The sequence below is a fragment of the Streptomyces sp. NPDC002138 genome, assembly GCF_040296485.1.
In the GTDB taxonomy this organism is placed as follows: Bacteria; Actinomycetota; Actinomycetes; order Streptomycetales; family Streptomycetaceae; genus Streptomyces.
In genome coordinates, this window is sequence record NZ_JBEOXE010000086.1 from 17,691 (window position 1) to 30,407 (window position 12,717).

13 protein-coding genes are annotated in these 12,717 nt (G+C 72.8%); 6 read left to right on the forward strand and 7 right to left on the reverse strand.

Annotated features, from left to right (window positions below):
* Nucleotides 1–147: 147 nt before the first annotated feature.
* Together ABT084_RS33970 and ABT084_RS33975 are read right to left on the reverse strand one after the other, a co-directional pair.
* Entirely contained in the window at nucleotides 148–471 is a 324-nt protein-coding gene (locus ABT084_RS33970) for an acyl carrier protein (RefSeq protein WP_351052465.1), read from the reverse strand.
* Nucleotides 472–548: 77 nt separating this feature from the next.
* Entirely contained in the window at nucleotides 549–785 is a 237-nt protein-coding gene (locus ABT084_RS33975) for a hypothetical protein (protein ID WP_351052467.1), read from the reverse strand.
* Nucleotides 786–1,158: 373 nt separating this feature from the next.
* Between ABT084_RS33975 and ABT084_RS33980 the strand changes: the two genes are divergently transcribed.
* From ABT084_RS33980 to ABT084_RS33995, 4 genes are all read left to right on the forward strand, one after another.
* Complete coding sequence (locus ABT084_RS33980) at nucleotides 1,159–2,448, forward strand: aminotransferase class V-fold PLP-dependent enzyme (protein WP_351052470.1); 1,290 nt, start codon at nucleotides 1,159–1,161, stop codon at nucleotides 2,446–2,448.
* A 250-nt stretch (nucleotides 2,449–2,698) separates the two neighbouring features.
* Complete coding sequence (locus tag ABT084_RS33985; protein ID WP_351052472.1) at nucleotides 2,699–3,124, forward strand: hypothetical protein; 426 nt, start codon at nucleotides 2,699–2,701, stop codon at nucleotides 3,122–3,124.
* Between the two features lie 123 nt (nucleotides 3,125–3,247).
* A complete protein-coding gene (locus ABT084_RS33990; RefSeq protein ID WP_351052475.1) occupies nucleotides 3,248–4,240 on the forward strand; it encodes a hypothetical protein in 993 nt (330 codons plus the stop codon).
* A gap of 44 nt (nucleotides 4,241–4,284) precedes the next feature.
* The gene (locus tag ABT084_RS33995; protein ID WP_351052478.1) at nucleotides 4,285–5,223 is read left to right on the forward strand and encodes a MerR family transcriptional regulator; all 939 of its coding nucleotides are present in this window, start codon (nucleotides 4,285–4,287) and stop codon (nucleotides 5,221–5,223) included.
* Nucleotides 5,224–5,244: 21 nt separating this feature from the next.
* On the opposite strand, the gene ABT084_RS34000 is transcribed toward ABT084_RS33995, so the two are convergent.
* The 5 genes from ABT084_RS34000 to ABT084_RS34020 form a co-directional block, all read right to left on the reverse strand.
* Nucleotides 5,245–6,432, reverse strand: a complete 1,188-nt coding sequence (locus ABT084_RS34000; RefSeq protein WP_351052481.1) for an FUSC family protein — start codon at nucleotides 6,430–6,432, stop codon at nucleotides 5,245–5,247.
* 97 nt (nucleotides 6,433–6,529) lie between these two features.
* Complete coding sequence (locus tag ABT084_RS34005) at nucleotides 6,530–7,075, reverse strand: nitrobindin family protein (protein ID WP_351052484.1); 546 nt, start codon at nucleotides 7,073–7,075, stop codon at nucleotides 6,530–6,532.
* 99 nt (nucleotides 7,076–7,174) lie between these two features.
* Nucleotides 7,175–7,456, reverse strand: coding sequence for a hypothetical protein (locus ABT084_RS34010; RefSeq protein ID WP_351052486.1), 282 nt, complete (start codon nucleotides 7,454–7,456; stop codon nucleotides 7,175–7,177).
* The gene (locus ABT084_RS34015; RefSeq protein ID WP_351052489.1) at nucleotides 7,453–7,812 is read right to left on the reverse strand and encodes a hypothetical protein; all 360 of its coding nucleotides are present in this window, start codon (nucleotides 7,810–7,812) and stop codon (nucleotides 7,453–7,455) included. The genes ABT084_RS34010 and ABT084_RS34015 overlap by 4 nt, the downstream gene beginning before the upstream one ends.
* An 87-nt stretch (nucleotides 7,813–7,899) precedes the next feature.
* Nucleotides 7,900–9,156, reverse strand: coding sequence for a helix-turn-helix domain-containing protein (locus ABT084_RS34020; protein ID WP_351052491.1), 1,257 nt, complete (start codon nucleotides 9,154–9,156; stop codon nucleotides 7,900–7,902).
* Between the two features lie 183 nt (nucleotides 9,157–9,339).
* On the opposite strand from ABT084_RS34020, the gene ABT084_RS34025 reads away from it, so the two are divergent.
* A complete protein-coding gene (locus ABT084_RS34025) occupies nucleotides 9,340–10,911 on the forward strand; it encodes an acyl-CoA carboxylase subunit beta (protein WP_502969261.1) in 1,572 nt (523 codons plus the stop codon).
* Between the two features lie 301 nt (nucleotides 10,912–11,212).
* Nucleotides 11,213–12,571, forward strand: a complete 1,359-nt coding sequence (gene gdhA / locus ABT084_RS34030; RefSeq protein WP_502969262.1) for an NADP-specific glutamate dehydrogenase — start codon at nucleotides 11,213–11,215, stop codon at nucleotides 12,569–12,571.
* Nucleotides 12,572–12,717 lie beyond the last annotated feature (146 nt).

Here is a 12,717-nt window from a genome sequence, read left to right on the forward strand (position 1 = left end):
GGCGCGGTGCGGGACGTGGCGGGAGTCCCGGATGTGGCCGAAGGCCCGGATATGGCTGAAGGCCCGGACATGACCGAAGGCCCGGACATGACCGAAGCCCCCGTCGCGGTCGGATGACCGGCGGGGGCTTCGCGGTGGTTGGTCGGGTCAGGCGACGGCCCAGGGACCGAGCTCGCGGGTGCGGTGGCCTGCCGCGGCGATCCGCTCCTGGTCCCAGGAGGGCTGCAGCGCGGCGGTGAGTATGCCCCACAGCTGGCCGGCCGTGAGGGAGTGCACGGGAATGACGACCTGTCCGGCGAGACTGGTGCGGAACGCCCGCTCCAGGCCGCTGACGATGCCGATGAGTGCCATGGAGTCCAGCCCGTACGCGTCCATCGGGATGTCGGCCGCGGGCTGCTTGTCCTTGCCGAGCCCGGGCAGGCCCTGGCGCAGGACGGTCTCGAACTTCGCGTTCCACGGTGCGTGGGCCATCGGGGACTTCCTTCCGGGCGGCGTTGCGGTTGCTCCTCGCAGCACCGTGCCGCATCCGGCTAGAGCCGCCGTGGAGGTTACGGCCAGCCGATGGGGGCCGGGGTCGGCGCCGGGGTGGTCGGCGGGGTGGTGGGCGGGGCCACCGGCCAGCCGATGCTCTCGGTGCCGCCGTCGGCGACGGCCGTGACACCGGTGGGCGGGGCGACCGGCCAGCCGATGTCGTCGCCACCGGCGGCGTTGGCGACTCCGCCGGCGGTGAGGACGGCGGCGCTGACGAGGGCGGCGGTGGCGATGAGGCGGGCGATGTTCTTCATGGTGTCCTCCGTGGCAATTGTTTGATCCGGCTTGGCAACCTCTCTGCCAAGAAGATTGGCAACACCCACTGGAAATCGGCTCGGAATCCGCTGGAGAAGGAGTGGAGAACCCCCGGAAAGGGCCCGTATTTGCCCTCCGAGGCCCGGCTTCTTGCCTTCCTGCACCCTTCTGACCTGCGGGAATGTAAGACAGGCCGGAGCGGTCGTGAATGTTGCCAAGTATTGCCAAGAGGGGGTTGCCGGGTCCGTTGCCTAGAGTCCCGCCTGAGTGGGTGTTGCCAAGGATTGCCAAGGCGGCTGAGAGGTGGGCAACATATTGCCAAGCTAGTTGGCAACACTTGGTACACCCCAACTGTGGGGGGAGGCCCCTGAAATGAACACGGCTCACCTCAACACGGCGGGCACCGGCCGGATGCCGGCCGCCGTGCGCGCCGTACTCGCCGACGCCACCGCCCGCGACGACCTCTACGGCCCCTATGACCTGGAGGAGCACCTCGGCGCGGTCCTGCACACCGAGGTCTACGACCGCCTCGGCGCCCTCCTCGGTGTCCCGGCCGCCCACACCGCCCTGTTCACCAGCGCGGCCGCCGCCTTCGAGTTCTTCGTCTCGCGCCTCGCCCTCACCTCCGGCGACCGGATCTGGACCACCCCGTACGAGGGCGTGGCCCACCTGACCACCCTCTACGCCCTGCGCGACCGTACGCACTGCACGCTGGAGGTCGTCCCGCTGCGCGCGGACGGAGACCTCGACCTGGAGTGGATGAGCGCCCACCTCGACGAGGACGTGGCCCTCGTCTCGGTCGCGCATGTCGCCGGGACCGTCGGCACGGTCAGCCCGGTCGAGGCCGTCGGACGGCTGCTGGCCGGCCGACGGGCCCGGTACGCCGTCGACGCGTCGCACTCGGTCGGGCGGCTGCCCGTCCACGCGGCGGCCATCGGCTGCGACCTGCTCACCGCCGACGGCTGGCGGTTCCTGCGCGGCCCCGACTCCATCGGATTCGCGTACGCCGCCCCCACGCTACGGACCGCGCTGACCGGGTACGCGCCCCAGGCGCCCCACCCGGCGTCCGTCGCCGCGCTGAACGCGGCCCTCGCCCACCACGCGGCGGCCGCGCGCCTGCCGCGGCGGGACCTTACGGCGGAACTGCGCACGGTCCTGGAGCGTACCCCGGGCATCGAACTGCTCACCCCGGGCGCCGAACCGCTCGGCTCGGGCGCCGAATCGCTCGCGCCGGGCACAGAACCGCCCACCGCGGGCACTGAACCGCTGGGCCCGGGCCGGGAGCAGTCCGGCATCCTCGCCTTCCGGCACGCCGAACTGCCGGCCGCGCTGATCCGGCGGGGTCTGGCGCGGCGCGGGGTCGTCGTGTGGAAGACGGTGGCGCAGGAGACTCCGCTCCATCTTCCGGGGCGGGGCGTCACGACGGCGTTGCGGGCCTCCGTCCACTACGACAACACCCCCGAGGACATCGCCCGCTTCGACCAGGCCCTCCAGGACGTGCTCGCAGAGCTGCGGGAAGAGCTGCGCGCCCGGGAGCAGAGCACCCCGGTCCGCCTGCTCGCCCCGGCCGCCGCCGGCCCGGCCGCCCGCGGCCAGGTCGTCCCCACCCGGGCCCCGGCCCGCCGCGGCCACCTCACGCTCCTCGCGGGAGCCGCGGGCTGACGCCGTACGCGCGGTCGATTCGGTCACCCTTACCCGTACCGCTCGCCCGTCATGCCGGCTCGTCAATGGGCAGCGGACGGAAATGACTCTTCGAGTGAGTGTCCGCATCGCAGGGCGACGTGATCATTTGGAGTGACTCGCGCCGCGAGACCTTCTGTTGCAGGTCGGGGAGGGTGGAGAGTCCTCCCCGGTGAGCCCTTACCCGGGGTGGGCCGCCCGTACGGATTCCGTCTTCGGCAGGGAGAGAACCATGAACGGATCAAAGAAGCTGGCCCTCGGGGCCGCCGTGGTGGCGCTGGCGATCGGGGGCTCGGTCGCGGTGTCGACCGCGTCGGCCGGGACGCGGCCTGCCGAGCGCGCCGCGCCGACCACCGCCGCATGGGCCAAGGTCGCCGCGAACGGGCAGGTGCTCGGCTCGTCCGGCGTCAGCGCGGTCCGGAGGTTCGGTGTCGGCCGCTACAACATCGACGTCTACGGCGATCTGGCCAACTGCGCCCTGCTGGGCACGATCAACACGAACGGCGGGACCGACCCCGGCCCGGGCAGCTCCTCCATCCTGGTCGGCAAGGTGAGCTCGAACACCCTCTTCATCCGCACCGCGACCCCGTCCGCCGGCGGCAGCGCGGCCGTGGACAGCGACCGCCCGTTCTCGATCACCACCATCTGCGGCGCCTGACGCCCCGCTTCCGCCACCACCGCCGTCTCCCCCGGGTGGGGGAGACGGCTCCCCCTGGCGGGGGTCGTCCCGGGGCGCGCGAGGCCGGATTCTGGGAATCCTGCTGGTGGAAGGGGAGTTCGGGTGGAGCGCTGGGATCGGGTCGGGCGGAAGGCGGCGTACGGGGCGGCCCTCGCGCTGTCGCCTTACCTGCTGATCAAAGTGTCGTGGGTGATCGGCTCGCTCGTGGGAGTGCTGCCGATCGGCGAGGGGTTCGGCCTGGCCGCGTGGGTGGCGCTCAACACCGTCACGATCGGTATGGCCGCGATCGGGATCGCTCTGGCGCTCGCGCTGGTGCGGCCGTGGGGGATGCGCATACCGGGGGCGCTGGTCGCGCTCTGCTCCTGGGTGGGGTCGGGGTTCCTCGTCTCGGTGCTGCCCTTCCTCCTGGTCGGCGCGCTCAGGAGCGCGGGCGGGGACGCGGGCGGGGACGCGGTCGGCGGCGCGGGCGGCGGCGGTGACGATCCGGCCCTGCCGGTCTGGGAGGGCGTACTGCTCGAGTTCAGCTTCGTGGGGATGGGGCTGGGCCTGGCCCTCGCCGTCCCGGCGTACCTGCGGCGCCGCTGGCCGGACGCCTTCGCCGGGCGCGTCGGTGACGGCCCGCGCGCGGTGGCGCCGTGGGCGGGCGTCGTCGGTGTGGTGGGCGGGGTCATACCGGGGCTGGTCTGGCTCTACTGGGCGGCCGGAGGCACCCTGGGAATCGCCCACCCGGCCGAGCGGAACACCGACGGGTATGTGCTGGGCGCGGTCTGGGGGTTCTGGGCCCTCGCCGGGTCCGTGGCCATCTGGACGATGGCCCGGGCGCGTCCCGCCCGGCTGCCGCGCTGGATACCGCTGACGTTCGGGTGGGTCGGATCGGGCTCGCTGTTCGCGTGGAGCGCCTGGAAGCTGCCCCTCCTCCTGATCGTGGCGATGGCCCGTCCGGCCGGAGTCACACCGCCGGAGGACCTCACCGTCGCGCTGGCACTGCACCTGTGCGCCGTGGTCGCGGGCGCGGCGATGATACGAACCCTGGTGCGGACGCGCGTCGGTACGCGCGTCGGTACGGGCGTCGGTACGCCCACCCGCCTCGCCTGAATGGCCTTGAGTCTCCAGTGGCTGGAGACAGCAGAGTGGGGGACATGGACGCTACGACCCTCTACTCGATCGGGGAGCTTTCCCGGCGGACCGGCTTGTCTGTGAGGACCATCCGGTTCTACTCCGATTCGGGGGTGGTAGCGCCGACCACCCGTAGTCCCGCCGGTTATCGGCTCTACGACCTCGACGCACTGCTTCGTCTGGAACTCCTGCGCACACTGCGCGAGCTGGGCATGGACCTGGCCACGGTTCGACGGGTACTGGACCGCGAGCTCGCGGTGGCGGAAGTCGCCGCGGCGCACGCCGACGCCCTGGACGTCCAGATCCGGGTGCTGCAGTTGCGTCGGAGCGTTCTGCGAGTCGTGGCCGGACGTGGGTCCAGTCCCGAGGAGACCAAGCTCATGCACAGGCTCACGCAGTTGTCCGGCGAGGAACGCCGACGTTTGATCGACGATTTCATAGAGGGCACCTTCGGCACAGTGGATGCCGACCCGGCCGCGGTGGCCATGGTTCGCGCTGCCACTCCCGACCTCCCCGATGATCCGTCCGGCGAGCAGATCGCCGCGTGGCTGGAGCTCGCCGAGCTGGTCGGCGACGAGGACTTCCGGGTCCGGATGCGCCGGACGGCCGGACACCAGGCCGCCGGGCGCTCGCTGGATATCGAGAGCGCGGCAGGCGAAAAACTGATGGAACTCACCCGTCAGAGGGCGGCCGAGGCCATGGAGTTGGGCATCGACCCGCGCAGTGACCGGGCCGGCCCCGTCATGGACGACCTCGTGCGTCGCTTCGCCGAGGTGCTCGCGCGCACCCCCGACAGGGAATTCCGGGACTGGATGGCGCAGCAGTTCGAAGAGGCACACGATCCCCGGGCGGACCGGTACTGGCGGCTGGTGTGGATCGTCAACGGCTGGCAGGTAGTGCCGCACATGATCCCGGTCTATCCCTGGCTCATCCAGGCCCTGCGAAATGACCGTGACGTATAGGAGAGATCCCAAAGAGACGGCCTAGCGGAAGGCCGAGGGGTGGGGGCCGTGTTCCGGGTCGAGTTCGTGGAGGACCTTGCGGGTGTCCTCCAGGATCCCGGCCGTGCAGAGCACCCGCCATTGCCCGTACGCCGGGGACTGGGCGAGCGCGGTGGCCATGAAGCGGGCCTCGGCCTCGCCCAGGAGGACGCGGAGCGCCCCGCCCCGGTCCGGCGCGGGGCTCTCGGCCGCGATGTGGTGGTCGGCGATCTCGGCGACCAGCCGGGCGAGGTCGCCCAGCAGCACGTCCAGACCCGCCGGCGCGGGCGCCGGTTCCGGCCGGAGCAGCGGGTCGCGCTGGTCCCAGTGCAGGGCCGGGGGCCGGCCCTCGCGGAAGGTGAGGTTGTACAGGCCCCGGGCGATGCCGCGCAGTTGGTGGCTGACGTGTTCGAGGGCGGCCGAGGCTTCCGCGAGCTGGGCGACGGCTTCCTCGCCGGCCCGGGTGCGCCAGCGGGCCGCCTCGTGTGCCTGCCGCACGGCGGACCGGACCAGGTCCAGGCGGCTGCTCAGACCGCGGGCCCGGCGCACCCAGCCGCCCGCCTCCCCGGTCCACGTACCGTCGGCGAGGCCCTCCCCCATCGCGCCCAGCAGCGCCGCCATGTCCCGGGTGAGCCGGGTCGTCTCCTCCCTGGCCCGCCGCGTGAATCCGGCGGACGGCACGAACAGGGCGACGGCGGTGCCCACCAGCACGCCGAGCATGTTCTCCTCGATGCGGGCCGTGCCGTAGCCCAGCTGTTCGCTGCTGCCGACGACGAGTACGGCGGTCATCGCGATCTGGTGCATCTGGGAGCCCAGCCGCAGCAGCCGTCCGGCGAACATGCCGATCACGGTGACCAGGAAGACGGTCGGCAGTCCGGCCCCGACGACGGCCGCGGTGGCCGCTCCGAGGAGGACCCCGACGACGATTCCGGCCGCCCGCTGGAACGATTTGCGCGCCGTGGCGTACGGCGTCGCCTGGGCGACCAGGATCGCGCCGACGGGCGCGAGCACCGGATCCGGCAGGCTGATCAGATCCGCGGCGATCCACCAGGACAGCGTGGCGGCGATCACGGTCTTGAGGATGGTGTTCCCGTCCCCGAACCCGGCCACGGCCCGTCCCCCCAGCCGCCGCAGCACACCGACCCCCCGGGCCCGCGTGGACCCGGGGGTGGGGTGGGAGCTCCCTGACATCCTGCGCGCCTCCGGACCGGTGGTGATCGGCGGGTACGGGGGCGACCGTACCGACGCCCGCCCCCCATCCCGGGCAGGCGGGCCGGAGAGCCGCGACCTACCCCTCGCGGCGCCGCAGGTGTGCCGAGAGGTGGTGCTGGAGGGGCTGGCCGACCGCCGCGAGGTCGTGGACGAAGGTGAGCGTGCCGTCTTCGGCCAGGGTGTAGCGGCGGCGGGTGGCGCTGACCTCCTTCGCCGTGGGCGCGAGGGCCACCTCGTGGGTGGCGAGGTCGACGGCCGTGCCGTCCGCCCGGCCGACCAGGATCTCCGCGATGCCGGTGGGCTGGGTGATCAGCGCCTCCACCCGGCCGTCGGGCTGGAGCCGCCACCAGCCGCTCTCCCGGGCGGACGGGCGCAGCGGCGCGTCGTCGGCGTCGAGCAGCCAGGCCCGGGTCTCGTAGTGGAGGAAGGGGCGGCCGTCGTGGCTGAAGGTGACCTCCTGCGCGTACGTGAACTCCCCGGCCAGCGTCGGGTAGCCGCCGCGCCCCCGCCCGTGCCAGGTCCCCAGGAACCCGAGCACGGGCGCGAGCAGCGCATGCGGCGCGGGCGCCTCGTCGGGCCGGTGGGCATCGGGGTACGGGTGCCCTGCTGCGGGGTCGAACACGGTGCGCGCTCCTGGGGTCGGTGCCGGGTGGTGCGGGTGGTGCGGGTGCTGCGGGTGGTCCGGCACGCGCCGGGGGTGCCGGTGGTGCCGGTGGTGAGCCTAAGGGCTGACCCGCGCCCGGCGGCGGGCCTGGTGCGCGTCCTCCTCGCGTTGCAGGTCGCGGACCGCCTCGTCCGGCGGGTCCACCGTCGCGAGGGCGCGGGCGACGGCCGCCGCGAGCCGTTGCTCCCAACGCCCCCTGGTCGTCGGCCTGCACGCCGGGTCCCCGTACGGGTGGGCGTGCTGATCCGGACGGGCCCCGGAGCCGCCGTCCACCGTGATGACCTCGGCCGCGCCCGTGATCGTACGGTCGCACCTCGCGCAGAGGCGGTCGCCGCTCACTGGGCCCCCGCGGGCCGGTGCGCGTGCGCGTGGCTGTGCTCGCGCTCCTCCAGCGCCCGCAGCAGGGTCCGCAGCGCGCGGGCCACGGCCCGGCAGTAGCTCCACCGGGTGCTGTCCGTGATGCCGCGCGGTGGGTCGGCGACGAGGTGGGACCAGTCCGCGAGCCCGCCGGCCGCCCGCAGGGACCGCTGCGGTTCCGGGACGGCGAGCACCGCGCCGTGCAATGCCCAGCCGTGGCGGGTCAGTTCGTCCAGCAGCCGCGCCACCTCGGCGGCGGACGGCCGCTCCCCGTACGGAACGAGGGCCCGGGAGACCAGCTCCCGGGCAGCCGTTGCGAGGTCGTGCGTCTGCTCCATGCGGGTGCTCCTGCCGTCGTCACCGGGTGGTGTGACGACCGTAGGAGCGGCCCGGGGGAACGAGGGGCCCGGTTCGGGCCCCTGGCCTCAGGCCGCCACCATCCCGATCGTCACGGCGAGCCGGCTCGCCCGCCGGCGGCGCCCGGGCACCCGTGACTGGGCCTCCTCCAGCACGATCCGCTTGGCGTACCCGTTGTAGCGAACGGTCTCCGGCGCGGCCGCATGGGCCTGTTCGAGCGTGGTGAGCGCGGTCTCGTACTGCCCGTCGAGGTGGTAGGCGCGGGCTTGTTCGATCCGGTGGCGGGCCCGGCGCGGGCGGGAGGGGATCGTCGAGGCCTCGGCCCGGACGGCCTGTCGTACGGACTCGCCACCGGACCGCAGCTCCACCGCGACCGTGACGCCGTGGGCGCCCATGACCGCCCGGCCGAAGGAGGTCACCCGGTGGAAGTAGCCGCCGGGCAACTGCTGGGCGACCCGGTCGGCGCGGTCCCACCAGCCCCATGCCGCGCCCGTCTCCGACCGCTTGGCCGCGGTGAACCCGGCTTCGAAGCGCAACGCCCCCACGACCGCCCGCACATCGGCGGACGCGTCGGGCAGGTACGGCTCCAGCAGGCGCAGGGCGTCCATGACGACCGCGTCGGCGGCGTCGTAGTGACCCGGCCCCGAGTCGCGGTGTGCCTGGGCGGAGAGCCAGGCGGCGAGGCCGATGGCGTGCGGGTCCCCGGAGTCCTGCGCGGCGACCATCCCCCGCTCGGACACCCGCCACAGGAGTGCCGGGTCCGGCTGGTAGGCGACGAAGAACTGAGCGAGGAAGTACACCTCGGCCAGGAGGGCTTGGGCGGTGCGCCGGTCGGCGGCGCTGTCGGCCTGCCGTACGGCCTGCTGCCCGTCGCGGATGAGGTCCGGCAGCAGGGCCCCGATGACCTCACGGTGGTGGGGGGCGCTGTGCCGGGCGCTCCAGGCGGTGTCCAGCGCGGCCCGGAGGTAGGCGGCGGAGGGCGCGGGCCGGTCGGTCGCGGCCGGGAACGCGTCGAGCGCCGCCCGCACCGCCGGGAGCCGGTCGTGTCCCGCGCCCACGAACAGATCGGTGTGCGGCTCGGCGCCCACCTCGCCCACGAGGTCGTTCAGGCGGCGGACCCGCAGGATCTCGGCGATGCGGAGGATCTCCGGCAGCCGCGGCATCTTCATGGCGCCGGTCTCGACCTTCTTGACCCACGACGGGTGATGGCCGAGAAGCCCGGCCAGCTGCTCGCGGGTCATCCCGCGGCGGTTGCGATAGATCTGCACTCTTTGCCCGAACGCGACGGGGTTGTCGTACGGGTCCCGGCTGACATCGGATGACACGGTGGCCTCGCCCCTCTCCCTGCAGCTCGACACCGCCAGGGTAGGGGCGGACCCCCACCCCTGTCCGGCGAGCTCCGGCGGGCCCCCGGCAGGGGCGGGGTCCAGCGGATCTCCAAGACCTCTTGAGGGGGTGGGGTGACGGTGGCTGGATCCGGCCTTCAGACCTGGAGGATCCACATGACCATGGCTCCCGAAGCCCCGCCCATACCGGTTCTGGACCGAGCCGCCGAACTGGCCGAGATCAAAGCCCAGGTGCTCGCCGGGCCCGACGAGCGGGCCACCGAGCGTCAGCACGCCAAGGGCAAGCTCACCGCGCGCGAGCGCATCGACCTGCTGCTCGACCCGGGCTCCTTCCAGGAGATCGAGGCCCTGCGGCGGCACCGCGCGACCGGGTTCGGGCTGGAGGACAAGCGCCCCTACAGCGACGGTGTGATCACCGGCTGGGGCACCGTCGACGGACGCAACGTCTTCGTCTACGCGCACGACTTCCGCATCTTCGGCGGCGCCCTGGGCGAGGCCCACGCCGAGAAGATCCACAAGGTGATGGACCTCGCCGAGGCGGCCGGAGCCCCGCTGGTCTCGCTGAACGACGGTGCGGGGGCCCGTATCCAGGAGGGCGTCAGCGCGCTCGCCGGATACGGCGGCATCTTCCAGCGCAACACCCGCGCCTCCGGAGTCATCCCGCAGATCAGCGTGATGCTCGGCCCGTGCGCGGGCGGCGCCGCCTACAGCCCCGCCCTGACCGACTTCGTCTTCATGGTCCGCGAGACCTCGCAGATGTTCATCACCGGCCCGGACGTGGTCCGCGCGGTCACCGGCGAGGAGATCACCCAGAACGGCCTCGGCGGCGCCGACGTGCACGCCTCCGTCTCCGGCGTGGCCGCCTTCGCGTACGACGACGAGCCGAGCTGCCTCGAGGACGTGCGCCACCTGCTCTCGCTGCTGCCTTCCAACAACCGCGAGAGCGCCCCCCGCGAGGCCTGCGACGACCCGGCCGACCGGACGAACGACGCGCTGGAGCAGATCGTCCCGGCCAACCCGCAGCAGGCGTACGACATCCGCAAGGTCATCGAGGAGACCGTCGACTACGGCGAGTACTTCGAGGTCCAGCCCGCCTGGGCGCAGAACATCGTCTGCGCGCTCGCCCGGATGGACGGCCACGTCGTCGGCTTCGTCGCCAACCAGCCCGCCGCCCTCGCGGGAGTCCTCGACATCCACGCCTCCGAGAAGGCCGCGCGCTTCGTGCAGTTCTGCGACGCGTTCTCGATCCCGCTGGTGACGCTGGTCGACGTACCAGGCTTCCTCCCCGGCGTCGACCAGGAGCACAACGGCATCATCCGGCACGGCGCGAAGCTGCTCTTCGCCTACTGCAACGCCACCGTGCCGCGGATCTCGCTCGTGCTGCGCAAGGCCTACGGCGGCGCGTACATCGTCATGGACTCGCGCTCGATCGGCGCCGACCTGGCGCTCGCCTGGCCCACCAACGAGATCGCGGTGATGGGCGCCGAGGGCGCCGCCAACGTCATCTTCCGGCGCGAGATCGCGGCCGCCGACGACCCCGAGGCGATGCGCGCGCAGAAGATCAAGGAGTACACGACCGAGCTGATGCACCCGTACTACGCGGCCGAGCGCGGCCTCGTCGACGACGTCATCAACCCCCAGGAGACCCGCGCCGTACTCATCCGGTCGCTTTCGATGCTCCGGTCGAAGTACGCCGACATGCCGTCCCGCAAGCACGGGAACCCGCCGGTATGAGCGAAATCGGCGCAAGCGAAGAAACGAAACGCACCATTCCCGACAGCGAACTCTGGCGGATCGTCCGGGGTCGCCCCGACAGGGTCGAAACGGCGGTGCTGACCGTAGTACTTTCGGCCTTGTTCCGCAGGTCGGACGGCAGGTCGGAGGGCACGTCGGAGCAGATCCCGCGCACGGTACCCTCCGGCTGGGACCGCACCCCGAACAGCCAATTCCGGTCCGCGGGGACCTGGCGGCGCGGCTGACGACCGCCGCGCCCGACCACCCCCGCGTGCACCACACCCCCGAGGAGGACGAGCCCGTGAAGGACCCCAAGGACTCGAGGGCCAGGCTGGACGCGCTGCGCGCGGACATCGAGCGGCGCAATCCGGCACAGCCCGAGTTCCACCAGGCGGTGCGAGAGGTACTCGAGACCCTCGCCCCCGTCTTCGCCGCGCGCCCCGAGTACGCGGTGGCGGGACTCGTCGAGCGGCTCTGCGAGCCCGAGCGGCAGATCATCTTCCGGGTGCCGTGGACGGACGACCACGGTCACGTCCACGTCAACCGCGGCTACCGCGTCGAGTTCAACAGCGCGCTGGGCCCGTACAAGGGCGGCCTGCGGTTCCACCCGTCCGTCGACATCGGCGTCGTGAAGTTCCTCGGCTTCGAGCAGATCTTCAAGAACGCCCTGACGGGCCTCGGCATCGGCGGCGGCAAGGGCGGCAGCGACTTCGACCCGCGCGGCCGCTCCGACGCGGAAGTGATGCGCTTCTGTCAGGCGTTCATGACCGAACTCCAGCGCCACATCGGCGAGCACACCGACGTGCCCGCCGGTGACATCGGCGTCGGCGGCCGCGAGATCGGCTACCTCTTCGGCCAGTACCGCCGGATCACCAACCGCTGGGAAGCGGGCGTCCTCACCGGCAAGGGCCGCGGCTGGGGCGGTTCCGCGATCCGTCCCGAGGCCACCGGCTACGGTGCGGTGCTCTTCGCCGCCGAGATGCTGAAGCTCAAGGGCCTCGGCCTCGAGGGCCGCACCGCCGTCGTCTCCGGCTCGGGCAACGTCGCGATCTACACGATCGAGAAGCTGCTGAAGCTCGGCGCGCACCCGCTGACCTGCTCCGACTCCCAGGGCTACGTGCTCGACGAGAAGGGCATCGACGTCGAGCTGCTCAAGCAGATCAAGGAGGTCGAGCGCGGTCGCGTCAGCGACTACGCCGCCCGCCGCGGCGGCTCGGCCCGCTTCGTGCCCGGCGGCCGGGTCTGGGAGGTGCCCGCGGAGGTCGCGTTCCCCTCGGCCACCCAGAACGAGCTGGACGTCCAGGACGCGCGCAGCCTGATCGCGGGCGGCGTCAAGGCCGTCTCCGAGGGCGCCAACATGCCCACCACCCCGGAAGCGGTCCGCGTCCTGCAGCAGGCCGGCGTGGCCTTCGGCCCGGGCAAGGCCGCCAACGCGGGCGGCGTCGCCGTCAGCGCCCTGGAGATGAGCCAGAACGCGGCCCGCGTCTCCTGGACCGCCGAGCGCGTCGAGCAGGAGCTGGCCGGGATCATGCGTGACATCCACGCGGTCTGCCACGAGACGGCGGAGCGCTACGGCGCTCCCGGCGACTACGTGACGGGCGCCAACATCGCGGGCTTCGAGCGCGTCGCGGACGCGATGCTGGCCCAGGGCATCATCTAGCCGACCGGATCGGACCGGACCGGACCGGACCGGACCGGATCGGATCGGATCGGATCGGATCGGATGGGCGGGCGGGCGGGGGGGGGGGGGGGGGGGGGGGGCCCCCCGCCCCCCGGGGGGGCCCGCGGAGGCGTGGTCGGGCTAGC

Bases quoted from the DNA above. Each gene is read 5' to 3' on its own strand.
- ABT084_RS33970 (WP_351052465.1), bottom strand. From the start codon at position 471: ATGGCCCACGCACCGTGGAACGCGAAGTTCGAGACCGTCCTGCGCCAG.
- ABT084_RS33975 (WP_351052467.1), bottom strand. From the start codon at position 785: ATGAAGAACATCGCCCGCCTCATCGCCACCGCCGCCCTCGTCAGCGCC.
- ABT084_RS33980 (WP_351052470.1), top strand. From the start codon at position 1,159: ATGAACACGGCTCACCTCAACACGGCGGGCACCGGCCGGATGCCGGCC.
- ABT084_RS33985 (WP_351052472.1), top strand. From the start codon at position 2,699: ATGAACGGATCAAAGAAGCTGGCCCTCGGGGCCGCCGTGGTGGCGCTG.
- ABT084_RS33995 (WP_351052478.1), top strand. From the start codon at position 4,285: ATGGACGCTACGACCCTCTACTCGATCGGGGAGCTTTCCCGGCGGACC.
- ABT084_RS34000 (WP_351052481.1), bottom strand. From the start codon at position 6,432: ATGTCAGGGAGCTCCCACCCCACCCCCGGGTCCACGCGGGCCCGGGGG.
- ABT084_RS34015 (WP_351052489.1), bottom strand. From the start codon at position 7,812: ATGGAGCAGACGCACGACCTCGCAACGGCTGCCCGGGAGCTGGTCTCC.
- ABT084_RS34025 (WP_502969261.1), top strand. From the start codon at position 9,340: ATGGCTCCCGAAGCCCCGCCCATACCGGTTCTGGACCGAGCCGCCGAA.